We start from the raw sequence: 20,894 nt of genomic DNA, 5'->3' as shown, positions 1-20,894 counted from the left end.
GGGGTGCGGCCCTGCCGACGGGCCGCTCGGAGAGGCGGACATGGGACAGATCGAAGAGGGACTGGAGCGCGGCGTTGCGTATGTCGCCGAGGCTGGTGATCCGACGCTGGTGATCCGGTGGGGCTGTGGCGTATAGCCAGCGCGGTTCGGTCCGATGGGGTTCGGCTGCCGGCTGCGCACGGCCCGGCGTACGGGGGCGGCCGTGCGGGTGGTGCGGTACGCGCCGTGGTGGGAACGGGTGTGCGTGCGGCACGCCGATCAGCCGCTGGAGCACCTCGATCTGCGTCGTTTGCCGGAGGCGGTGGCGGCGCAGCGGCGGTGGGCTTGGGTGGCGCGGCGGGCGGTGCGGTCCGGTGTGCAGCCGGAGCGGGTGTTCGCACTGGCGCAGGCGGTGGTGGCCCGGTGGTGGGAGCAGGCCCTGCAGCGCGCAGACGCAGAGGCCGCTGCGGAACAAGGTTTGATGGCCTGCGGGCGGTCCGCCCCGGCCCCGGGTGCGGCCGGACACTCCACCCGGCACTCAGGTGGCGTCGTGGCCGCTCGCCGGTCCGGTTGGATGGCCCTGGTGCGCCACGGGCGCCGGGGCGGGCTCCACGGCGTCTGATCAGCGAGCGGCGGCGGCCCTGACCGTGGCGATGTCCTCGCCGGTGAGCTCCGCGATGCGATCGGGTGCGAGGCCTGCGCCCAGCGCCCGGGCGAGCAACTCGTCGCGTCCGTGCGCGCAGTCGCGGTAGGCGAGGAGTTCGTCCTCGACCGCCGCCAGGGCTTCCGGAGCCGTCCGGTGGCGCAACCGGCTCAGTTCCTCTGCGCCGAGCGGAACCGGCAGCCGCTCCGCCTGCGCGGTGATGAGCCCGGTGTCCTCGGGAGGCACCACCCGCAACCGCGGGGACGTCGCCGACACGTCATGGGCGTCGAGCCACGCGCGGACCGCGGGCGTCTCCATGCAGTCGAGCGGCCCCACCACCGCCGGTGGCACGCCGAACGGCTCGGCTGGATCGTCCACGAGAAACAGGTATGCGTCATCGGTCATGGGTGACTCCTCGTCAGTTGCTCGGCGGCCGATCGCCCTCCCCTTACCCCGTTCGCGTCCCCTCAAGGGCGCGCATCGGCAGCCCAAGGGCTAAGAAACAGGTATTGAGCTTGTCCCCTTGACCTCGTCCCTGTTGGGGGTGAGGGATGGAGCAGGCCACCACACTCGGCTTCGGCCGGGTGTCGCGCACCAGCGTGCAGCGCCTGCGCCTGGCCCACCGCAAGCAGGGCCTGTGCAGGCTGCTCGACCACCGCACCACCCGCGCCTCCAGCCCCACCGGGCGAGCCGACGAACGGGTCGCCGCCGCCGTCCGCGAGGCGCTGCGCCGTCGGCGCGGCCGCTCACGGGGCACCATCAACGGCCTGTTCCCGCTGATCACCCAGATCCTCGAGGACCGGCACGACCCCGGCACGGTGCCCGCGCCGTCGCAAGCCACCCTGTACCGTCTGGTCACCGCCCTAGCCCGGCCCGGCGAACTGCCCACCGGGCCCGTCCGGCAGGTGCCCGCGAGCGTCGACGGGCGGGCCTTCACCCCCGCCACGGCGCTGCGGCCCGGTAAACAGGTCCAGGCCGACACCACCCGCCTGGACGTCCTGGCCCTCTTCGACGACGGGCGTCTGAACCACCGACCCGCCCGGTCCTCGCTGATCGTCACGGGTCCCGCCGCAGCCAGGAAAACGACCGCCCTCCTGAACGTCGGCCGCCCCTGCCACCTCGCGCACACCCGCACAAACCCCGAACCGCGTGGATCAGCCCACACTGGGGCACCCATCGCCTATGTCCCCGTCCCGCCCGGCGCCACCGCGAAAACCCTCGTCACCGAGTTCGCCCGCTACCTCGGTAGGCCCGTCGCCACCCGCATGAACCAGACCCAGATCACCGACGCCGTCTGCCACACCTCACCGCCGCCGACGTCCAGCTCGTCCTCATCGCCGAGCTCCACGGCCTCAACCCCGCCCCACCACCGGCGCTTAGACCGTCGACCCCCTGAAAGACCTCACCGAACGTCTCCCCGCCACGTTCGTGTACGTCGGCATCAACGTCTCCGACACACCCCTCTTCAGCGGAACACGGGGCGCCCATCCGCTTCGACCACCCGAAACCACTAACCCCACCCCACCAGCACGAACAGCCAGCGACTCGATCAGCCCCACGTCGAGCACCCACGGCTCGGCCCATCCATCGCCGCTGCTGAAGTACGCTCCCAGCTCCACACTCCACCCCCAGTCTGTGCTTCCTGGGGACATCGTTGACCGCGGCTCGCATGGCCACCGGATGGCGTACGGCCAGGGGTTCTGTGCCGCCTGCGGGCCGGTTTTGCGCACCCGGTGTCGCGCGCACCCGGTGGCCCGTCCGTCCGAGTCCGGCTTACGGGGCCACGGGGGTGGCTTGGGGAGACCGCCCCCGTGGCCCCGTAGCCGAGCAGCACGTCCCCTGCGGCAGGGGCCCCGGTCCGGTGTCGCGCCGGACCGGCAGGGGGCAGGGCCTGGCCGTGGGCCATGGTCTTCTGCCAAGCGTCCCCGGCGGCTGGATGGTTGTCTGGCGGCCCGGTCAGGTGTCGGCGGACATGGCAGTCTGTCGACGACCCCGGGCATGTGAGTTCGGGCTGGACGAGGCACGACCGGAGGGTCTGGTCATTCTGGAGCCGCCCTTCGGCCCACTCGTATATCGCGCACGGCTCGGAGGACACCGGCCCAGGCGGCCCGGTCAGGATCCTCGGGCGACGGTCCAGCAGGGCCTGGGCGGCCTTCTCGCCGGCACCGTTGGCGGCCGAGAAGTCGATCGACAACTGCTCACTGGCCGGCCGCCGACCAGTCAGGGCGCCGTGGAGGGCCCTGCGGGAGAGCCAGACCTTCGTCGGCGGCTGCCGGAAGCCGGCGAGACTTCCGCCGCCCGGTCATGGCGGGCCGCGTGCCTCGTGTCCGCCTCCGGGATGCAGCGCCGGTGTGTACCGGCGCCGGTCCGCGGCACAGGGCCGGTGCCGCACGGGCGCGGCTGCACACCCGGCTGCACCCGCGCTGCTTCACACCGCTGCTCCACGCCGATGGGTGAAGCGCTGTTGCTTCCCGCCGGTTGCGGCACGACACCGAGGGGCGCGGCACCTCCGGTACTGCTGCGTGTGCTGCCCGCGTCATCGGTCCGTTGCTGCAAGCTGTGCTGCCTGTGCCTGGTGCGTGAAGAGCCTGCCCGGTTGGTGCCGGCGGACAGCAGCCATGAACGGGTTCAGGCAGTCGGCGGTGGGCTCGGCCTCACCCCTTGGCATCGTTGCCGAACGTGCGGCCGCGCACCCCGGCGGCCGGGACACGGTTCGTGCCGTTCGCCCCGCAGACGTGGGAGGACCGCAGGCCCTCTTCCCGTACGCCGTGCCCTGCTTCTGGCCGTGGCGGCCTGACCGGACACCTGCCCGTCCCTGGGGGCCGCCGTGCGACTGCGCGCAGCGCAACACCGGCGGCGGACGCGTCGGGGCACCGGCCGGCGTCCCGCCCCGGGGTGACGGTGTCCGCTGGTCCGTGCCGCGTTCGCTCTGCTTGTCGCCTCGGCGCCCGGCGTGGAGGTCGTCGGTGAGGCCGGCACAGCCCGTGAGGCTGTGGTGGGACTGGTCCGCGCCCGCCGGGGCGACCTCGTCGTCCTGGACGTCCGCATGCCCGACCTGGTCGGTATGAACTGATCCGCACCGTGATGGCCGGCGCGGCTCTGCTCTCGCCCGGCCCGACCGCCCGTCTGATGGAGCGGTTGCTGCGCAGCCGCGCGTTCCCGCGGTGGGCGCGGTGGTCCTGGCTGCCTGTCCGTGCGGGAGCGGCAGCGGCGGGTCCTCACTCTGGTCACGTGGGGCCTCACCAGCACGGAGATCGCCGACTTGCTCAGGCTGAGCCCGCTGACCGCGTGGACCCGGGTGAGCCGCATTATGGGCTAGCTGGGCGTGCGGGGCTGTATCTGTTCATTGTGGCCTGCGAGTCGGGGCTGGTGACACGGGCGGCCGTCAGGCGCAGTAGGTGTCGGTGCCCGGCCGCTGCCCGGTTGCCAGGAAGCGGGAGACGGTGCGGTCGCCGCAAGTGTTGCCGTTGGCGAGGTAGGCGTCGTGCCCGGTGGAGTTCACTGTCACCATGACCGCGCGCCGGCCGAAGGCCTCGCGGAGTTTTTGGGCGCCGCTGAGCGGGGTCGCGACGTCTCGCTCGTTCTGGACGAGCAGGATGCCGGACGGCCCCCGGTCGGTGATCCGTACCGGCGCCTCACGCGGTGGATACGGCCAGGCGGCGCACGGCATCGCGTTGCGGGGCATGCCGGCGGTGAGCGGGTACGTGGCGCGGCTCTCGGCGACGTCCTTCTCGTACACGGCCTTGGACCTGGGCCACGCGACGTCGTTGCACAGCGTGCCGGCGCCGACGGCGGCGACGTTCTGCAGGACGGCCTCGGGCGGCGCCGCGGGCGCGGGTGGCACGGTGCCCTGCTGCGCGGCCCGTATCAGCTTGGCGAGCGCGGGGTAGCGGCTGGGGGAGTAGAGGCTGTCCAGCATGGTCTGGCGCAGGACGTTGCCGTTCAGCTCCTGCGGATTGGCGCCGGGCCAGGGGAGGGGATCCCGGTCGAGCCGGGCGGCCAGCCGCAGGAACAGCGGCCGGACGTCGGCGGCCCTGCCCGCGACGCGGTCGGGGTTGTCCGGCTTCGACGCCCACGCGGCAAAGTCGGGGAAGGTGTCCTCCACGCCCTGCTCGTGCCCGGCCAGCCAGGTGCGGGCGACGCGGGTGGGGTCGGGGTTGTCATTGCTGTCCAACACGATGCGGTCGGTGCGGTGCGGGAACAGCTGCGCGTACACGGCTGCGACGTACGTCCCGTACGACACGCCCCATGCGGAGAGCTTGCGCTCGCCGAGTGCGGCGCGGAGGCGGTCGATGTCGCGGGCCTCGTTGGCGGTGCTGAGGTGCCGGATCAGTTCGCCGCCGTTCGCGGCACAGGCGTCGGCCATGCGGCGGGCGGTGGCCATGTTCGCGTCCACCGAGCCGTCGGCGGCGGGCCAGGGGCGGAGCTTGGAGGTGGCGAGGTCGCCGTGGTCGAGCCCGCAGTCGACGGGCGTGGACGGGGCGAGCCCGCGTGGGGCGAAGCCGACCAGGTCGTAGGTGTCCGCGACGTCCTGGGGGAGTTTCTGCCCCTTCCCCGAGGGGTCGTTCAGACTGGAGCCGCCCGGCCCGCCGGGGATCAGCATCAGGGTGCCGCGCCGGGCCTGGGGATTCTCGCTCGGAATGCGCGAGACGGCGATGTCGATGCGGGGACTGTCGGGGTCGGCGTAGTCCATGGGGACTTGGAGGGTGGCACACTGCTGACGGGGGTCGATGCCGGAGCCCTCGCAGGCGGTCCAGGCGAGGCCCTGGGAGGGGCTCGCGGCGGCGGAGGCGGTCACGGGCGCGGTGACGGCCAGAAGGGCGGTGCAGACGCCGACGATGGCGACGTTGCGGATGGTGCGCGTGCGCTGCGTCATACGTCGAGCCTCGCGGATCTCAGGGGCCCGCCCCATCCGGGCAACAACCTGAAACGCCTTGGGGTTTACCCCACCATCCCCCTGACGGGCTCCACCCAGGCGGCGGCCCCGAGGAGGACACGGACCGTCGGCCGCCTTGCTGTCCCGGACGGGAACGTCACCGGGGACTTCCGTCGGCGACCTCGGCGCAGTTGCCGCCGTCACGGTTGCAGAAGGTGTTCCTGCGCCGGCGGGCGCCGCTCAAGGTTGTACTCACGCAGCGTCTGAAGTCCTCGGCCGCCCAGTGGCGGCGGTGCCCGCGGGCGGCGTGTCACCGGTGTGGGCGGGTGCCGAGCACGCGGAGCCCTCGCACGCGGCCCGCGGTGGTCCCGCTGCACTTGCGGGCGCTGCCTGGGCGGCGGTGGCCAGCTGCTGCTTCGGCAGGTGGTGTTCGGGTGTTCCACCCGGCCCCCGCCGCCACGGGGCCCGCCTTGCGGCGACCGCACACCGCGCGGGGGGCGAGGAGCGCGTCGCGGGTCACGTGACGCGGCAATGCCGTTCGTCCGCCGTGATGCCGTGCCGCTCCGGTTCGCCCGACGGGCCGACGCTGTAGATCAGGCCGTCCGGGGTGGTCAGCACACTGTGGGCGCTGATCTGTGTCGGCTGCCGGTCGCCGGCCGCCGACAGGGTCGTCACCCGGCCGTCCGACAGGAAGACGCCACAGTCACGGAAGACGCCTATCTCGCCGTCGCTGTTCGCCGAGGTCCTGCGCACGGGCGCGGACCGGTCCGCGGGGGCGAGGGAGATCGTCTGCCGGGCTTCGCCCGTCCCCGCCGAGAACGCCCCGAGCACGGTCGTGCTCCGGGAACTGGCGCAGTCACTGAGGAACTGCGGGACCTCACGGAGCTTCCTGCCGGTCGCCAGGTCGAACTCGACGGCCTTGTCGCCGAGCGTCCACATGGACTCGCGCTGCTGGGACAGGCAGCCGATGCTTCCGGGCAGGGCGTCGGAGACCAGGACCGGTGACAGCCGGGCGCCCGTGAGCCGGAAGCGGTAGGCGCTCCAGGTCTTCGCTGATCCGAACTGGACGGAGACGACCAGCGTGCTCCCGTCGTCGGAGACCCGCCCCATCGCGTCGCCGACCCCTCCGGCGAACTTCTTGCTGTGGAGTCTCCCGGACTCCGACCAGGTGATCGAGGACTCGTCCGACGCGACCCAGGTGTCCGGGTCCTTGGCCCAGTGGACGACCAGGGACCGGCTGGGCGACGTGCGGACCGTGGAGGCGGTTCCGGTCTTCCAGACGGTGTGCGTCCGCGTCTCCCGCTCGTTCATGTCGGGGGTCGCCGATATGACGGCGTTCGGGCAGGAACCCGCGCAGTGAACGTCGGTGGGGAAATAGCGGCTCTCGCGCCATTTCTCGCTGCCGTCGCTCGTGTATCCGGCCAGTACCTCGTGCTTCGTGTCGTACGTGATGTAACCACTGGAATCACCGTCGGCCAGCACGATGGAACGGTTTCCGGCAGGCGCTGCTTTCGATCCCGACGGCGCAGTGCATCCGGTGGCGAGAAGAAGTCCGCTCAATACCGAAGCCAGTACGAAAAGCCTTTTCTGGGTGCTCATGCGTTTCCCGGTGTCAGGGACACCGCTTGGGTGCGCAGCGCCGCTGCGCACCCAAGCGACGGTCGGCGGACTAGAACACCCAGGACTGGGCCTTGCACTCGGTCGGCCAGGTGTCGAGCGCGTACCAGCCGTGGACGACCAGGCGGGTCTTGCCCTTCTTGGTCACGGGACGCTGACCCTTGGGGTAGTCATAGCTGTACGAGTTCATGTCCCAGCGGATCGAACCGGGCTTCTCGTGTTCCCAGCCCTTCCGGCTGGAGCCGACGAGCAGCCAACTGGCCACGTCCGTATCCGAGCGGGACTTCTTGATGCCGTGGCTGCTCGGGTAGAAGTACCGGCTCAGGTGCTGCCAGGTCGTGCTCGTCTTCTTGGTGTAGTACGTCCGCACCTTGATCTTGGCGTCCGCCGTGGGAGTGAGCGAGGCGGAACAGGTGGCGTCCGCCTTGTGCGTGGCGGCGGACGCCTGCGGGGCCGCCATGCCGGCCAAAAGAATTCCGGCGGCGACCGGAGCCGCCAAAGTGGTCAGCCATTTCTTGCTGATGTTCACCGTGTTCCCCGTTCTTCGGCTTGTGCGATCATCCTTCCGTGTGAACGAGTGAGACGGCAACTGAGTTGAGTGTTCTCTGAGGTTCCGTTTTCCGCAGAATTTATGCAGTCGGCGTCTGCGTGAATGTGTCACAACAGCCGGATGCGTCGTACCAGATGACGGACTGTTGCGCGGGAATGTCAAGCGATGTGCCAGAGAGAATGCCGCAGCGCCGCTTCGTCGAACCGCTCCAGCAGGAGACGAGCCACCTCCGGGGCCGGCCCGAGCACGCCGGCGAGCACATCCGCCCCGGCCGCGCCCCGTGCGATGCGGTCCGGCAGGAACCCGGGGGCCAGGACGTACCGAGCGACGGCGACTCGACGCCGCCCGGAAGTTCGCCGCCGACCATGGCCCCGTGATCTACAAGACGTTCCGCGGCCTGCCCCGGGACGAGGAGGGCTACACCGGCGCGATCTGGGCCCAGCGCGTCGACCCCGACACCTTCGACGACTCCCTCGCGGTGACCGCGCACCTGTTCCAGGCGGAGATCCCCAAGACCGGCGACGTGCGCGTGACCGCGGCCGGTCGGCGGGTATCTGCCCGGCAGATGGCCGCACCGGACGGCGCATGGGACTGGCGCCGCGGTGACTGGGGCCAGCTCCTGCACGCCTCGTTCGCCGTACCGACGCCGGTCGAGGCCGCGCTGCGCAGCAACCTGTCGGCGTTCGGCCTGGTCTTCGGCTGATTCGACTTCGTCCCGGCGACGGCGACGCGGCGGAGGACTGGGTGCTCATCGGGTGCAACCCGAACGGCCAGTGGGACTGGCTGCCCGACGCCGACGATCACCACGGCGTTCGCCGACATCCTGAGCACGGAAGGAGGCGGAGCACATGATGCCCGACGACCTGGAGACCAACGCCGCCCGGCTGCCCGAGGCGATGGCAAAGGCCCTCGCCGAGGACGACGTCCTTGATGATTCCGGCTGGCGGGCGGCCGTGGAGACGGTGCCCACGCACCGGTTCGTCCCGGGCTTCTACCTGCCTGCGGCCGGGCTGGACGGGCAGGGACTGACGGTGTGGGAGCCGGTCACCGCCGAAGTCGACGATGGCCGGGGGCTGGCTGCCGCGTATTCCGACACGACGCTCATCACACAAGGAGTGGGCGCCCCGCCGTGCCGCACCTGCGGCGCCTTCCAGTCGGGTTCATCGCCGTCGACATCCCTACGACGAGCGACGGCAAGGTGGATGGGCGGACGTCGACGTGCAGGAAGGCCACACGGTTCTGGAGATCGGCACCGGCACCGGTTACTCCACCGCGCTCGCGTGCGAACGTCTCGGTTCGGCGGACGTGACCTCGATCGAGGTCGATTGCCGAGGGCTGGAGCAGGCCGCGAGCGCGCTGTACGGCTGCGGGTACACACCCACGCTGGCGGTGGCGGACGGGCTGTACGGCTACTGGCCTGAGGCCAGATTCGACCGGATCGTGGCCGCCTGCTCCTTCCGTGCGGTCCCCCCCCGGGCCCTGCTCGCCCAGGTGAGGCCGGGGGGAATATCCTGCTCAGTCTGTCCGGCTGGCTCTACGGCTACGCCCGCGTCCTGCTCACCGTGAACGGCGACGGCACCGCCGAGGGGCAGCTGCTTCCCGGCACGGTGTCGTTCATGTCCGCCCGCACCCACGCGGCGCCTGCGTTCGGCAACCCCGCCCACTGGGACGCAGGGCTCCCCGAGACCGGCCGGGCGGCCCGGCACTCCCCGCAGCGGATCACGACCGGGACCGTTGAGGCGTTCCACCTGCGCTTCCTCGCCCAGTGCGCGGTGCCGGACGCGCAGATGACAACCGTCGGCGACGTTGTGCACCTGGACGTGACGACCCGGATCCGCCGCCACCCTCACCCCCTCGAGGGCAGGTGGGAGGTGCGCGAGGCCGGCCCCGTGCAGCTGTGGGAGCGCATCGAGCGGGTGCTGTCCGCATACGACGAGGCGGGCCAGCTCGGGCCGGAAGCGTTCACGCTGCAGCCCTGACGGGCCTGTAGTCTCCAGGCGCCCGACGGAGGAATGTGACGGACCTCCGGCCGGGCGCGCCTGGCCTTGGGTGTCTCAGCCGCCCCTTCCGGCCTCGCACACGCCGCGTATGGCGTTGCGGATGTCCAGGGCTTGGCCTTCGCCGCGGCGGACAGCCCGCCTTCATCCGCGGCTCGTTCTCCTCCGCGACGGGTCTGCTCGCGGACCGCTCGCTGAGGCAGCACTGCGCCTGGCTCTGTATTGCCGCCCTTTTGGCCGGCCTTGCAGTGACCTGGCGGCACCACGACTGGCCTCAGCGCGTCACACGCGCGCCATCGAGCCGCCGGTGCACCATCGACAGCGTGGTCAGCAGCTCCAGCAACTCCTCGTCGGTGACCGTGCGGTGCAGCCGCGGCCCGTGCGCGGCGGGGTAGCGGTACGTGCTGAACTAGCCCTTGACCAGTTTCGCCAACCCTTCTGCTCATCCAGCTCGGGACCGGTGGCGTCCGCATTGACGGCCACCCGGGCCGTGCCCTGGCACGACAGCCGTCGTTGTCCTGGCTGGTGCCGCCCTTTACTTGCCGCGCTGTGCCGGCTAACTCGTGCTGGACATAGATCACTTGCACGATCCGGCCGCCCTGTCCCGGACGGAAGGGCGTACCGGCCCGGCGCCCGAAGCGGCCCCGACGCTGCCGGACGCGCAGGCTCACGACCCGCCGGGCTGCGTGCGCCGAGTATGCCAAGCCCGTTTGCGGCAGGCGGGAGAGCAGTACACCGCCGAGACGGGACGGTCGACGGTCGACCCCGGCCGTCGACGACGCCCCGCACTGGGGGCAGGAGGCCGTCACGTCGGCCTGCACCGCCTGGGTCCTCGTCCGGGCCCAACGCATCCGCCGCCAGTGCCTCGAACGGCACGCGGAAGAGCAGAACACCGCCATCGCCTTCGCCGTCGGCATGAGCGGATCACCGCACCCGCGGCACAACCGCGGCCCCGGATCGTCGTCCGTGATCACGATCAGCCTCAGCCTGGGCACTGCATCCCTGCCCACGGGACCACCATGGGGGTCAAGCCAAGGTAAGCCGAAACCCTGTGGAGCCCGCCTGCGTGGCGTGGAATGCTCTTGGGCGACTACTGAAGGAAGGAAAGGTCACAAAGGTGTACGTCCCGTCATCTGCACGAGCTCTCGATGATGATGAGCGTGAGCTCGTGGAACTGGCACGCCGGACCATAGACGCGCATACCGACGCCGGGCCCGACGAAGATGGGATCCACACGATGGGCGCCGCGGTCATGGCAGCCGATTACCGGATGTTCGCCGGCGTGAACCTCTACCACTTCACCGGCGGACCCTGCGCCGAACTCGTGGCTCTGGGAGCCGCGCGAGCCCAGGGCGCCCGCCAGATGCGCTGCATCGTCGCCGTGGGAAACCACGGGCGCGGGGTCATCGGCCCGTGCGGGCGCGATCGGCAGGTCTTCCTGGACTACTACCCCACCATGCGCGTCATCGTGCCCACCCCCGCGGGGCTCAGGTCTGTGCTCGCCGCCGACCTGATGCCGCTGGCTCAGCAATGGACCCCGGAGTCGGGCATGAACGTTCTCGACCCATCGCTCTACCAAGACCCTGAGACGGCCGGTCCCCCGATCATCCGGTTCAACCCCCGCTACCTCGAAGTCGTCCGCTCCGGCGCCAAGTCCACGACCACCCGCTTCCGGGACCCGGCGCAGCTCGGCCCGGCACGGCTGGTGTTTGAGAGCGACCCCGAAGTCGTCCTGGCGGCAGAGGTGACCGGTATCAGGCACTGCCTGGTCAGCGAACTCACCAACCAGGACGCCCAAGCTGAGGGACTGACGACCGCAGTCGAACTCCGGGAAGCCCTCAAGGGCCACTACCCAGATCTGGCGGGAACCGACGAAGTCGACGTCATCACCTTCCAGATCAACGACAAGACGGGCGCCGCCTAACCCGCGGATGCGCCAACGACGGCTGGGCCGCAAGTGACGACGTGCACTCAGAGACCAGAACCATCCCGCTGCCCTTGGGGGCGGATGTGGCCGCGCGAGGGTGCGTGACACCCTCCGGGATATCGCAAAGCGAGGAGTGCCTGGCCGCGCGCAACGCCTACCGCGCCCGGCATGGCGCCCCGTCCCTGGTCCTGGACGACGCGGCCATCGCTCACGCCGTGCAGCGTGCCCAGGCCGCCTCGACGCTGGACGGGCTGTCCACGCCGCCGGGACCGGGGGCGAAGGGCTATGGCGAGAACCGCTACTGGTTTGCCACCTACGAGAACGAGCCGGCCTCGTGTGAGGAGGCGGTAAGGCTCTGGTACGAGGCCCGCTGGACGGGCGGGTACGACTGGGACCGGCCCGGTTACTCGCCCGACACCGGCTCCTTCACCCAGGCCGTGTGGAAGGACACGGACGTGCTCGGCTGCGGCCGCGCCTCGGGGCGCCCGGAGGGTGGGGAGTCGTACCAGACGTTCATCGTGTGCAGCTACGGCCCGGCGGGGAACATCATCGGCCGCTTCCGCGACAACGTGGGAGAGCCCGTCGGGGGCTGACCACCCGGCGCCCGTACAGAGACCACGAACCCCGGGTGCACAGCGCAGCAAACCAGCCAACGCACGGACAGCACCGGACCCCGAACCTTCAGAGATCCGGGGTCTGTTCACGGTGCTGGAAGCGGTCAGTGGCTGTCCAGGACGGCCTGGAGGCTCGTCACCGGCCTGCCCACTCTGCCGCCACCCAGTCGCTCCAGGCATGCGAGCCGGTAGGGGGCGGGGAACCTCAAGCCCCCGCCCGAGCCGAACGCCCACAGCGGGCACCTGGAGCGTCAGCCGACAGCCAGGTGGCACCCCGCCACGCACACCGTCACCAGTACCTCCACCACCACCCTTCTTCGCGTGCTGCGCCACCTCGCCAAACACACCGCCCGTCCCTGCAGCGCTGCGGTCACCGAACTCATGGCCGACGTCTCCATAGCGGTCACCGCCGGATGGCTGCGCGAACCCAACTTCGACATCCCCTACCCGGACCGGACTTCGCCGACCGGATCACCGAACTCCTCGAAGCAGCCGCGAACAAGCCGGACGTCTCCGACACCCTCCCCGCACGATCCGCAGACTAACAAGGGCTAACACAATGAGCCGAGTTGTCGATGGGTGATTAGACAGCAGGCGAGTCTGAGGAACGCTTCGTGGATGTCGGCCCGTCGTTCCCATCGGATCCGCAGGCGTCGGAAGCCGTGCAGCCACGCAAACCTGCGCTCGATCACCCAACGGTAGATGCCCAGCGCCGTGCCATGCCGCGTTCCACGGCGGGCGATGGCCGGCATGATGCCGCGCTCGCGAACCTGATCGCGGTAGAGGTCGGGCTGGGACACGATGATTGGTTCGGATACCGTCCGAGCGATCAGACTTCACCAGGGGGATGGGATGAACGCAGAAACCGTCACCGCGGTATGCGCGGTCGTGATCGCCGTCGCGTCGCTGGTCGTCTCGGTCTACCAGACGCACGCTATGCGGCAACACAACCGCCACTCGGTGCGCCCGATACTCCAACTGCACCGCGGTTGGCCGCCGGGAGGTAGGGCGGGGATACGGCTCATCAACTCCGGACTCGGGCCGGCGGTCATCGTCGACAGCACGCTCACCGTCGATGACGAAGTGCTCGGCGCCTGGAACGCATGCAGTGTCGACCGCGTCCGAGACCGCCTGTCGGTGCGCCCATCCGCTGTGACCTTCAACCAAGGAGAGGTCATCGCCACCGATTACGAGCAGTACGTATTGAGTGTGGCCAGCTACGACCCGCAGAGCCACGCCGAAGTCGACGACCTGATCAACCGGCGGCTCACGCTCATAATCCGCTACGAGTCCCTCTACGGCGGAGAGAACTACACAGCCGTCCTAGGCCCCATCCGTTGACCGGGCGCTCCGCACCACGCCGCCGATCATTCTGTTAGAGCTTGAAAGGCGCAAAGATCGTGATTCCGGCAGGGTCAAGCAGTGGGTGGCCAGTGCTTCGCGCCTCTCGGCCGATATCAGACGTCGAAGCTCCTGGTTGACGATCACGGAAGAAACGGAGGGGGCGTGGCGGACAGGCCGGCCAATAGATCGTAACCGAGGGCGGTGCAGGCGTGCCAGACAAGCTTGCCGTCGCGGTAGGTGGAGATGAGCCGGGCCGCACGAAGTGCTTTGGTGTGCTCTGAAGCGGAGGACTTGCTGATGTCCAACTCTTCGGCCACCTCGGTGGTGGTGCGCTGCCTCACCAGTAGCTGAAGTACGGCGGCCCGCGTCCGTCCCAGCAGCGTGGCAAGACCGTCCTGGACGGAATCGTCACTACCTGGCTCAAGCAACGGAAAGGGGGGCTGACGCAGGGTAGAACAGGACGCTGGGGGCGTCGTCGTGCAAGGCCACAAGGGGGCGGCCTTGCCAGAGAACGGAGGGGACAAGAATGACGCCTTGGCCGGTCAGGAACCCCTCTGCCTCCTCAGGGCCGTCATAGATGAGTGTGGTGTCTTGCTACCTTCCCCGGGTCCCAGAGCTGCCAGCGTGCCCTGAATGCCCAGCTTTGCCATCCTCGAACGCCTCCCGACAAGGCCTACCGCTTCCCACGCGAGACCAGCCAGGTCATCGCACGCCGCTGGCGCGGCTTCCAGGCTGAGCCCGCTGGCAGTCGTGGCCTTCGCGCTGCACCACCTCGGTGCACTGCTGCCTGACCTGACGAGTGAGCAGTGGGAGCGGCTCGATGCCGCCGCCATCGCCCTGTGCTCCCGGACCTGCGAGTACCTGACCGGAGCGAACGGCACCGGCGACGATGCGTCCCCGCCCCTCGTACCCGACCCTGCGGACTGAGCCTCGGGCCGCCGGGCGGAGGCGGGCACCGGCTCCCACCAGCGGCAGGGCGATCACCGGCGTCGATGTCAGTGGTCGCCCTTATGCTGCGCCGCACAGCGAGGCATGACCCCGCTCATCCTTCAGGAGCGGGGAGTTGGACCCATGGCGCGCACCGGCCGACCGCGGAAGGACACCCGCGAGCCGGAAGAGATCATGCGGGCGGCGGGCCTGGAGCCGCTGGAGCCCTACCCCGGCAGTGACCGGAAGTGGCGGTGCCGCCACGTCGCCTGCGGGCGCGAGGTCACACCCACCTACGTCCGGATCAACTCCGGTGCCGGGCCCTGCCGGTGGTGCGCACCGAACGCGCCGGTCGACCCCGACGTCGCCGCGGCTTACATGCGGGCCGCGGGCCTGGAACCCCTCGGCCCGTACCCGGGAGTGGACACGCCGTGGCCCGTCCGCTGCCAGACGTGCGGAGAGCCCGGAACCCCCACGCTGGGCTCCATCCGGCAGGGGCAGGGCGGCTGCTACCCCTGTGGCCGGCGCAAGGCCAACGCGACGATGCGCCACGACGCCGAGACCGCGGCCGGCGTGATGCGGCCGGCCTGGAGCCGCTGGAGCCCTACCCCGGCACCGCGTTCCCGTGGAAGAGCCGCTGCACCAAGTGCGGGGCCGTCGTCTCCCCGCGCCTGGGCTCCCTGACCGGCCGGAGTCGGCGTCCAGCTGCAAGCGGTGCGCCGATCGCACCCACGGTAAGGCACAGCGCCACGACGAGGACCTGGCCGTCGCCGAGATGCGCGAGCACGGATTCGAACCCCAGGAACCGTACCGCGGGGTCAAGTACCCCTGGCGGTGCCTGTGCCACGGCTGCGGCACCATCCCGCACCGACCTTCGGATCCATCCTCGCCGGCCAGCGGATGCCGACGATGCGCCGACCTCCGCGCCGGTGCCGCACGACGGGAAGACCCCGAGCGCGCCGCCGCCTCCATGCGCGAGGCCGGCCTCGAGCCCCTAGAGCCCCTAGAGCCCTACACCACGACCATGACTCCCTGGCGCTGCCGCTGCACCACCTGCGGCCGCACCTCGACCCCCACCCTGGCCAAGATCCGCAGCGGCCGCGGATGCAAGTACTGCGCCCGCTTCGGCTTCGATCGCGCCGCGCCCGCCCGCGTCTACGTCGTCACCCACGCGCAGCACGGCGCCGTCAAGATCGACGTCGCCGGCGCCCTTCAGCGCAACGACCGCATCGCCCAGCACCGCCGCCTCGGACGGGCCCTGTTCCACGAACAGCACGTGCCCACCGGCGACGACGCCCTGTCCGTCGATCAGACGATCCTGCGCCGGCTGCGACCAAATGCCCAACGGCTGGACCGAGACGTTCGATGCCACCCGCGTGACCTCAGCCCACCTGCGGGACGCCATCCGGGCACACCAAACCACCCCGCCCCTACCTGGGCCCCTGACCCTGTTCTAGGCCCCGCCGCTCCCAGGCGGTATCCACCCGCGCGGCGGCGTGATCTATGGTCTTTACCGCACCAGCACTGATCTTCAGCAACGGGGAAATACGCACATGCGCAAGACAGCAACCCTCACCACCAGCCTGCTCGCGGCGGCGCTCCTGGCGACCGGGTGCGGCAGCGAGAAGAAGGACGACAGCCCGGCCAAGGAGAGCGAGGCCTCAGGGCGCACCTCGGCGAGCAGCGAGGCGAAGGGCTCGTCCTCGCGAAAGAAGAGTGTTCCGCATCAGGTGGTCTTCGAGGTGCGCGGCACGGGCGCGACCCAGGTCATGTGGAATGGGAACGGCAACCACTTCGAACAGGTGAAGCTGCCCTGGACCAAGACCGAGACCGTGCAGCTGGAGGGCGCCGAGCTGAAGGTCGGCGTCACGGTGTCGGTGGTGCCTGGCTCGGTCACGGGCCCGGACGGGATGCTCAAGCCAGCCCCGTGCACGATCAAGGTCGACGGCAAGCAGGTCGCTGACAACCAGGACGGCAAGTCCCCCAAGCCCTGCGAGTACAAGCTCAAGGACTGACAGCCGCTCCCTCCCCTGGCTCGCACCGGCGAAGCATTCACGCACGCCCTGCCGCACCGGCCCAGGCGATCCCCGCCGGACCCGGTTCGCGGCGCAGACCGCCGGTTCCCGGCCGTCCGCCTGAGGGCGACCGGCCGGGGTGAGGCCGCCACCCGGCTCGGCGGTTACGCATCCTCCTGCCGCCGCAGAGGGAGCCGAGGGATCCGGCGGAGTACATGGTCCCCGGCGTTTACATCGTCCCCGCGGAGCCGGCCGCGCGCCTCGCGAAGGGCGGTTTCCGGCTCTTCGAGGACGAGGCCGGGCGACAACCGCAAATATGAGAGGCTGCTCAGGCGCGCCCTGCACACCATCGAATGCCGTGAGCTCGACCCCAAGGCTGCCAGGCAGACGTTCGGACCCTTCGCGGACACCGTGGACGGCCGCGTGACCGTGATCATGGACGAGGGCCGGCTCCAGGCCCACCACCCCGGCCAGAGCGAGCTTCACCGGCTGGCGCGTGCGGTCCGTGAGCGAGGACCGGCAGTGGACGTCGTTCTGGTGGCGCCTCCGTCTGCGGGGTCCCTGGACGAGATGACCCACGTCGTGAGCAAGGCCGCCGAAACGGCCTCCAGGACGGGGCCGGCCGGTCGGCCTCGGTGGGTGTACGAGACGAGTCGGCCGCTTTGGCGGTCTCCGAGGGGTGACCGTGAGGTGGCAGTCGAGCGGTGAACGGCTTGGCCCCGGCAGGAGGGACCGACGCGCTTGCGGGATGGCGTGTACACACGCCAGGAGCGGACAGCCGAGCAGCAGCGCGGAGGGCCTGAGCTGGGGAAGCGGCCCGAAGAAATCCTCTCGGGCCGCAGTTCGGAAACTGGATACGCTTTTGCGGCCGGCCTGTGCGCCGACCTTCAGCCGGGCACGGCCCGGGACGAATCAGGGGGATCAGATGACCACCACGCAGACCTCACGTGAGGCAGCACCCGCGCCCGTCCGGACGCCGGGCAACCTCGTTGCCGTTTTCAGCGACGCGGCGTCCGCGGTGACGAGGGCCGTGCCCGGCGCGGCCCGGAACCTGCCGAGGCCTTTGGAGACCTTGACCTGGCAGGAGCCCCCCGCCCTGGAGGGCGCGGACGACGACGCGCGGTGACCGTACCGCACGGGCGCCGTCGCCTCTCGCCGCGCGGCTGATCCGCCCGGGCACCGGAACAGGGTCAGCGGTTGTGCCACGCGGCGTGGTTCTCATCCCACTGCTCGCGGGCCCGGGCCTGCTCCGATGCTGCGTCTAGACGCTCGTCCGCGCTCCGTCCTTGATGTAGGCATGGGCCGAGGACGAAGCGGCGTGGTAGCGGTGGCGCTGGCTGACCGTGATCACGGTCCTGGCGGTACCCGCTTGGTTCGGCATCGCCATCGCCGTGGACACGACGAGCCCTGCCGGGGGGCTTGGTCGAAACCGTGCGCGGAACTCGGTGCCCGCCTCGCTCGTATTCGGCCTCCTTGCCGGTGGGCGTCCTGGGCGGAGTTTTTTTACGTCGTGCCTGTAGCGGCACTGGAGTCCTCCCGAACCATGGGTGAGGAGGAAGATGCCGCGCGCAGGGTTACTCGCGGCCGCCCAGCAGGGGTCGGTGCGCAAGGCGTAGGACTCCCGCGGTGAGGCCGCCTTCGCGGTCCAGTCCGGGAGGGCGGCCCGCCGCTCGAGCCGGCCGGCACTCCTCGGGGCCGTGGCGCGCGCAGCCTCGGTCGCGCTGCCCGTACGGTCAGCGCGGACACGGCCCTGCAGCTCCTCAGGGAGGCGCACGGTGAGCCGGACACCGGCTCGATGCCGTCCGCAGCCTTCCTGGACGCCTCTGGCATGGGGGCCCCGACCGCGGCGTACACCGCCGCCGAGGCCCATCTGCCCTCTGCCGCCGAGCAGTTCGCAGCCCTGGCCGAACAGACCGCAGCCCGCCTTGTCTGGGGCCGCGGGCGGTGAGCTGTCGCCGGCGCTGTTCGTGCCGTACGCGGGCCCTGCGCTAGAAGGTCAGGTTCCAGGCGTCGATCTTGCCTGTGTCGGAGGCGGCGTTGTCGTTGACGCGCAGCTTCCAGGTGCCGTTCGCGACCTCCGAGGAGGCGTTCACGGTGTACGTCTGGGCGATGTTGTCGGCGCTGCCGCCGGCGTGGTTGTGCAGCGTGTAGACGCTGCCGTCCGGCGCCACCAGGTCGACCTTCAGGTCACCGATGTAGGTGTGCTTGATGTCCACACCCACCTTGAGGGTGGCCGGGGCGTTGCCGGTCACACCGGTTACGGCGATCGGGCTCTCCACGGTCGCGTTGTCGTTGACGGCGAAGTCCGTGAGGTTCTCGAAGTACTTGCCGGGCGGCGGGGTGGTCCCGACGGCCTTGAGGGCGTCGACCTGTCCTTCGCCGAAGAACGAGTTGTTGGCCGTCGTGCCCGTGCAGCGGCTGTCCGAGGGGCAGGCGATGTCGTTGGCCTGGGCGGCCAGCTTGGCGCGGAGCTGCGCCGGGGTGATGCCCGGGTTGGCGCTGGCGATGAGTGCCGCCACGCCGGCCACGTGCGGGGTGGCCATCGAGGTGCCGCTCTTGCTGCCGTAGCCGCCGCCGGGGACGGTGGAGTACACGTTGCTGCCCGGAGCCGCGACGTCGATGACGCCCTGACCGTAGTTGGAGAACGAGGCCTTGGTGACGCCCGTGCCGTTGGCCGCGACCGTGACCACGCCCGGTAGCTCGGTCGGGATGTCGAGGCAGGCGTTGGTGATGGTGCGGGTGACCGGCGTCGAGTCGTTCGGGCTCGCGGAGTCGGTCGTCTTGTGGGCGAGGTCGTAGTTCTCGTTGCCCGCGGCGGCGATCTGGAGGGAGCCCTTGCCCTCGGCGTACTCCTGGGCGCGCTTGACGCCCTCGACGATGGCGGCCTGGTCGATGTCGTCCGGGCAGTTGAACTGCCACGGGTCCGTGTAGTAGCTGTTGTTGGTGACCTTGAAGCCGTGGTCACCGGCCCAGACGAAGCCGCAGATGGTGTTCTCGGCGAAGAAGAAGGAGTTGCCCGGCTCGGCGACCCGGACCGCGGCGATCTTCACTCCGGGTGCCACGCCGACGACGCCCTTGCCGTTCTTGGCCGCGGCGATGGTGCCCGCTACGTGGGTGCCGTGCGTGTCGACGTCCCGCCAGGCGCCGGCACGGGTGTCGGGCTTGCCGTAGGCGCAGGAGACCGAGTCGGCCGCGTCGAAGTTGGGCGCCAGGTCCTGGTGCTGGTCGTCCACACCGGTGTCCAGGATGCCGACCTTGACGGAGGCGGAGCCTGGGTTCACGGCCCAGGCCTGGTCGGCCTTGATTTGGCTCATGTCGGCCCGGATCGGTTCTCCGGCCGGGGTCGAGGCCTGGGGCGGATTGGCAGGGAGTGCCGGGTTGTAGGCGTCGGCCGGGACGTCCGAGGTGCGCGTGGCGCCGACCTGCTGCACGCCGGAGACGCCGCGCATGGTGACGGCGAATCCGCTGGACGCCGAGTGGGCGACGATCACGCCGATGGCGTCGAAGTTGGAGAAGACGGTGCCGCCGTTGGACGCGATCGCGGAGCGTACCGCCGAACTGTCACCGGGGGCGGTGATCACGAGGTAGGCACGCGTGCCGGCCACCCAGGTCGCACTCTGGGAAGCCGGCACGGCGGCCGGAGCGTTGGCCTTGGCGGCCGGCCCGGTGGAGGGGACGACGGGAAGCGTGCCCGCGAGGGCTCCCGGGGCGCCGAACGCGAGGGCGGCGCCGAGCGTGGCCGCCAGCACCAGCGTGCGTCTAGGTCGGCTGGGTATGTGGGGTATCAATGCGTCCTCCGGAGACGGCCCGGCCGAGGCTGAGGGCACCGGCCGGGCCGTACGAAACGAGTGGTGGATGCAAAATGTCAGGTGCATGCCCCTGTCCGGAAGTACCTTTCCGTCCAGGGACGCTATAGGGGCATGGCTGAAAAGAGACGCGCTCCGGGCTCGGGAGGTCGGGATCCATCGGGAGCTCGGCGACGTCGACTGGGCCCTGGCACATCGAGGCAATCATGGATGCCGCCTACACGGAGGACGTGACCCGAGCCTTCCCGCTGAGCCCGCCAGGCGGCCACCGGCTGGTGACGTACGCAGAAACGCCTCGGTCCGCCAACCGGACACTCGACGAGAAGCGCGCGGCCGCGCATGCTGCCGCGTCCACCTGGACCGGTGACACCGGCGATATCAAGGGGGCCACCATCCTCATCGTTGACGACGTATTCACCAGCGGGTCGCAGCTCCAGCACGTCGCGCGTCGGCTCCGGGCAACCGGGTGCCGCCGACGTCCGAGGGCTGGTTCTCGCGCGGGTCCCCTGGAGCGGGTGACCTGCTCCGGCGGGCCATGTCGCCCAGGAGCATGATGATCCCCACGAACGTGCCAGCATGACGTCGTAGCCGAACGGAGG

At 70.5% G+C, this 20,894-nt stretch carries 17 protein-coding genes and 3 pseudogenes; 12 read left to right on the top strand and 8 right to left on the bottom strand.

What is annotated here, in order from left to right:
- Positions 1-601: 601 nt before the first annotated feature.
- Positions 602-1,027 carry a DUF6003 family protein gene (locus ACIP4Y_RS37630; protein ID WP_401401410.1) on the bottom strand — a complete coding sequence of 142 codons (426 nt, stop codon included), beginning with the start codon at positions 1,025-1,027 and terminating at the stop codon, positions 602-604.
- Positions 1,028-1,173: 146 nt separating this feature from the next.
- Between ACIP4Y_RS37630 and ACIP4Y_RS37625 the strand changes: the two genes are divergently transcribed.
- Both ACIP4Y_RS37625 and ACIP4Y_RS37620 read left to right on the top strand, forming a co-directional pair.
- Positions 1,174-2,136, top strand: a complete 963-nt coding sequence (locus tag ACIP4Y_RS37625; RefSeq protein WP_401401407.1) for a hypothetical protein — start codon at positions 1,174-1,176, stop codon at positions 2,134-2,136.
- Between the two features lie 1,394 nt (positions 2,137-3,530).
- Positions 3,531-3,997: pseudogene (locus ACIP4Y_RS37620) on the top strand (response regulator transcription factor); the annotation flags it as partial.
- Positions 3,998-4,007: 10 nt separating this feature from the next.
- Here ACIP4Y_RS37620 and ACIP4Y_RS37615 read toward each other — a convergent pair.
- The 3 genes from ACIP4Y_RS37615 to ACIP4Y_RS37605 form a co-directional block, all read right to left on the bottom strand.
- Complete coding sequence (locus ACIP4Y_RS37615; protein WP_401401405.1) at positions 4,008-5,498, bottom strand: alpha/beta hydrolase; 1,491 nt, start codon at positions 5,496-5,498, stop codon at positions 4,008-4,010.
- Positions 5,499-6,014: 516 nt separating this feature from the next.
- Positions 6,015-6,980 carry a hypothetical protein gene (locus tag ACIP4Y_RS37610; protein ID WP_401401402.1) on the bottom strand — a complete coding sequence of 322 codons (966 nt, stop codon included), beginning with the start codon at positions 6,978-6,980 and terminating at the stop codon, positions 6,015-6,017.
- A gap of 187 nt (positions 6,981-7,167) precedes the next feature.
- Positions 7,168-7,644, bottom strand: coding sequence for a hypothetical protein (locus ACIP4Y_RS37605; protein ID WP_401401399.1), 477 nt, complete (start codon positions 7,642-7,644; stop codon positions 7,168-7,170).
- 188 nt (positions 7,645-7,832) lie between these two features.
- On the opposite strand from ACIP4Y_RS37605, the gene ACIP4Y_RS37600 reads away from it, so the two are divergent.
- The 5 genes and pseudogenes from ACIP4Y_RS37600 to ACIP4Y_RS37580 all read left to right on the top strand — a co-directional run bounded on the left by ACIP4Y_RS37600 (position 7,833) and on the right by ACIP4Y_RS37580 (position 12,182).
- Positions 7,833-8,042 (top strand): hypothetical protein, encoded by a 210-nt coding sequence (locus tag ACIP4Y_RS37600; protein WP_401401396.1) that lies wholly within the window; start codon positions 7,833-7,835, stop codon positions 8,040-8,042.
- Positions 8,039-8,368, top strand: coding sequence for a hypothetical protein (locus tag ACIP4Y_RS37595; RefSeq protein ID WP_401401393.1), 330 nt, complete (start codon positions 8,039-8,041; stop codon positions 8,366-8,368). Before ACIP4Y_RS37600 ends, ACIP4Y_RS37595 begins: the two co-directional genes overlap by 4 nt.
- 145 nt (positions 8,369-8,513) lie before the next feature.
- Positions 8,514-9,635 (top strand): annotated as a pseudogene (locus ACIP4Y_RS37590) (methyltransferase domain-containing protein); the annotation flags it as partial.
- 1,195 nt (positions 9,636-10,830) lie between these two features.
- The gene (locus ACIP4Y_RS37585) at positions 10,831-11,586 is read left to right on the top strand and encodes an ASCH domain-containing protein (RefSeq protein ID WP_401401390.1); all 756 of its coding nucleotides are present in this window, start codon (positions 10,831-10,833) and stop codon (positions 11,584-11,586) included.
- Between the two features lie 104 nt (positions 11,587-11,690).
- Complete coding sequence (locus tag ACIP4Y_RS37580; protein WP_401401388.1) at positions 11,691-12,182, top strand: CAP family protein; 492 nt, start codon at positions 11,691-11,693, stop codon at positions 12,180-12,182.
- A 572-nt stretch (positions 12,183-12,754) separates the two neighbouring features.
- Here the strand turns inward: ACIP4Y_RS37580 and ACIP4Y_RS37575 are convergent.
- Positions 12,755-12,985 (bottom strand): annotated as a pseudogene (locus ACIP4Y_RS37575) (transposase); the annotation flags it as partial.
- 70 nt (positions 12,986-13,055) lie between these two features.
- Here ACIP4Y_RS37575 and ACIP4Y_RS37570 point away from each other — a divergent pair.
- Positions 13,056-13,544 carry a hypothetical protein gene (locus ACIP4Y_RS37570; RefSeq protein WP_401401385.1) on the top strand — a complete coding sequence of 163 codons (489 nt, stop codon included), beginning with the start codon at positions 13,056-13,058 and terminating at the stop codon, positions 13,542-13,544.
- A 143-nt stretch (positions 13,545-13,687) separates the two neighbouring features.
- Here the strand turns inward: ACIP4Y_RS37570 and ACIP4Y_RS37565 are convergent, their stop codons facing one another.
- Positions 13,688-13,975, bottom strand: coding sequence for an ArsR/SmtB family transcription factor (locus ACIP4Y_RS37565; protein WP_401401382.1), 288 nt, complete (start codon positions 13,973-13,975; stop codon positions 13,688-13,690).
- Positions 13,976-14,297: 322 nt separating this feature from the next.
- On the opposite strand from ACIP4Y_RS37565, the gene ACIP4Y_RS37560 reads away from it, so the two are divergent.
- Positions 14,298-14,474, top strand: a complete 177-nt coding sequence (locus tag ACIP4Y_RS37560) for a hypothetical protein (RefSeq protein WP_401401380.1) — start codon at positions 14,298-14,300, stop codon at positions 14,472-14,474.
- A gap of 1,003 nt (positions 14,475-15,477) precedes the next feature.
- On the opposite strand, the gene ACIP4Y_RS37555 is transcribed toward ACIP4Y_RS37560, so the two are convergent.
- The gene (locus ACIP4Y_RS37555) at positions 15,478-15,846 is read right to left on the bottom strand and encodes a hypothetical protein (RefSeq protein WP_401401377.1); all 369 of its coding nucleotides are present in this window, start codon (positions 15,844-15,846) and stop codon (positions 15,478-15,480) included.
- Between the two features lie 181 nt (positions 15,847-16,027).
- On the opposite strand from ACIP4Y_RS37555, the gene ACIP4Y_RS37550 reads away from it, so the two are divergent.
- From ACIP4Y_RS37550 to ACIP4Y_RS37540, 3 genes are all read left to right on the top strand, one after another.
- Complete coding sequence (locus ACIP4Y_RS37550; RefSeq protein WP_401401374.1) at positions 16,028-16,489, top strand: hypothetical protein; 462 nt, start codon at positions 16,028-16,030, stop codon at positions 16,487-16,489.
- A 925-nt stretch (positions 16,490-17,414) separates the two neighbouring features.
- Positions 17,415-17,615 carry a hypothetical protein gene (locus tag ACIP4Y_RS37545; RefSeq protein WP_401401372.1) on the top strand — a complete coding sequence of 67 codons (201 nt, stop codon included), beginning with the start codon at positions 17,415-17,417 and terminating at the stop codon, positions 17,613-17,615.
- Positions 17,616-18,284: 669 nt separating this feature from the next.
- Entirely contained in the window at positions 18,285-18,437 is a 153-nt protein-coding gene (locus tag ACIP4Y_RS37540; RefSeq protein WP_401401369.1) for a hypothetical protein, read from the top strand.
- Positions 18,438-18,477: 40 nt separating this feature from the next.
- Here ACIP4Y_RS37540 and ACIP4Y_RS37535 read toward each other — a convergent pair whose 3' ends face one another.
- Positions 18,478-20,238 carry a S8 family peptidase gene (locus ACIP4Y_RS37535; RefSeq protein WP_401401368.1) on the bottom strand — a complete coding sequence of 587 codons (1,761 nt, stop codon included), beginning with the start codon at positions 20,236-20,238 and terminating at the stop codon, positions 18,478-18,480.
- Positions 20,239-20,894: the final 656 nt, after the last annotated feature.

The organism is Streptomyces sp. NPDC088810, assembly GCF_044750305.1.
Taxonomy (GTDB): Bacteria; Actinomycetota; Actinomycetes; order Streptomycetales; family Streptomycetaceae; genus Streptomyces.
Note: the sequence above shows the minus strand (reverse complement) of the source record. Positions and strands in the feature narration are given on the sequence as shown.

Coding starts and splice junctions, on each gene's coding strand:
- ACIP4Y_RS37615 (WP_401401405.1), bottom strand. CDS start 5,498: ATGACGCAGCGCACGCGCACCATCCGCAACGTCGCCATCGTCGGCGTC.
- ACIP4Y_RS37570 (WP_401401385.1), top strand. CDS start 13,056: ATGAACGCAGAAACCGTCACCGCGGTATGCGCGGTCGTGATCGCCGTC.
- ACIP4Y_RS37540 (WP_401401369.1), top strand. CDS start 18,285: ATGCCGTCCGCAGCCTTCCTGGACGCCTCTGGCATGGGGGCCCCGACC.
- ACIP4Y_RS37550 (WP_401401374.1), top strand. CDS start 16,028: ATGCGCAAGACAGCAACCCTCACCACCAGCCTGCTCGCGGCGGCGCTC.
- ACIP4Y_RS37545 (WP_401401372.1), top strand. CDS start 17,415: ATGACCACCACGCAGACCTCACGTGAGGCAGCACCCGCGCCCGTCCGG.
- ACIP4Y_RS37625 (WP_401401407.1), top strand. CDS start 1,174: ATGGAGCAGGCCACCACACTCGGCTTCGGCCGGGTGTCGCGCACCAGC.
- ACIP4Y_RS37630 (WP_401401410.1), bottom strand. CDS start 1,027: ATGACCGATGACGCATACCTGTTTCTCGTGGACGATCCAGCCGAGCCG.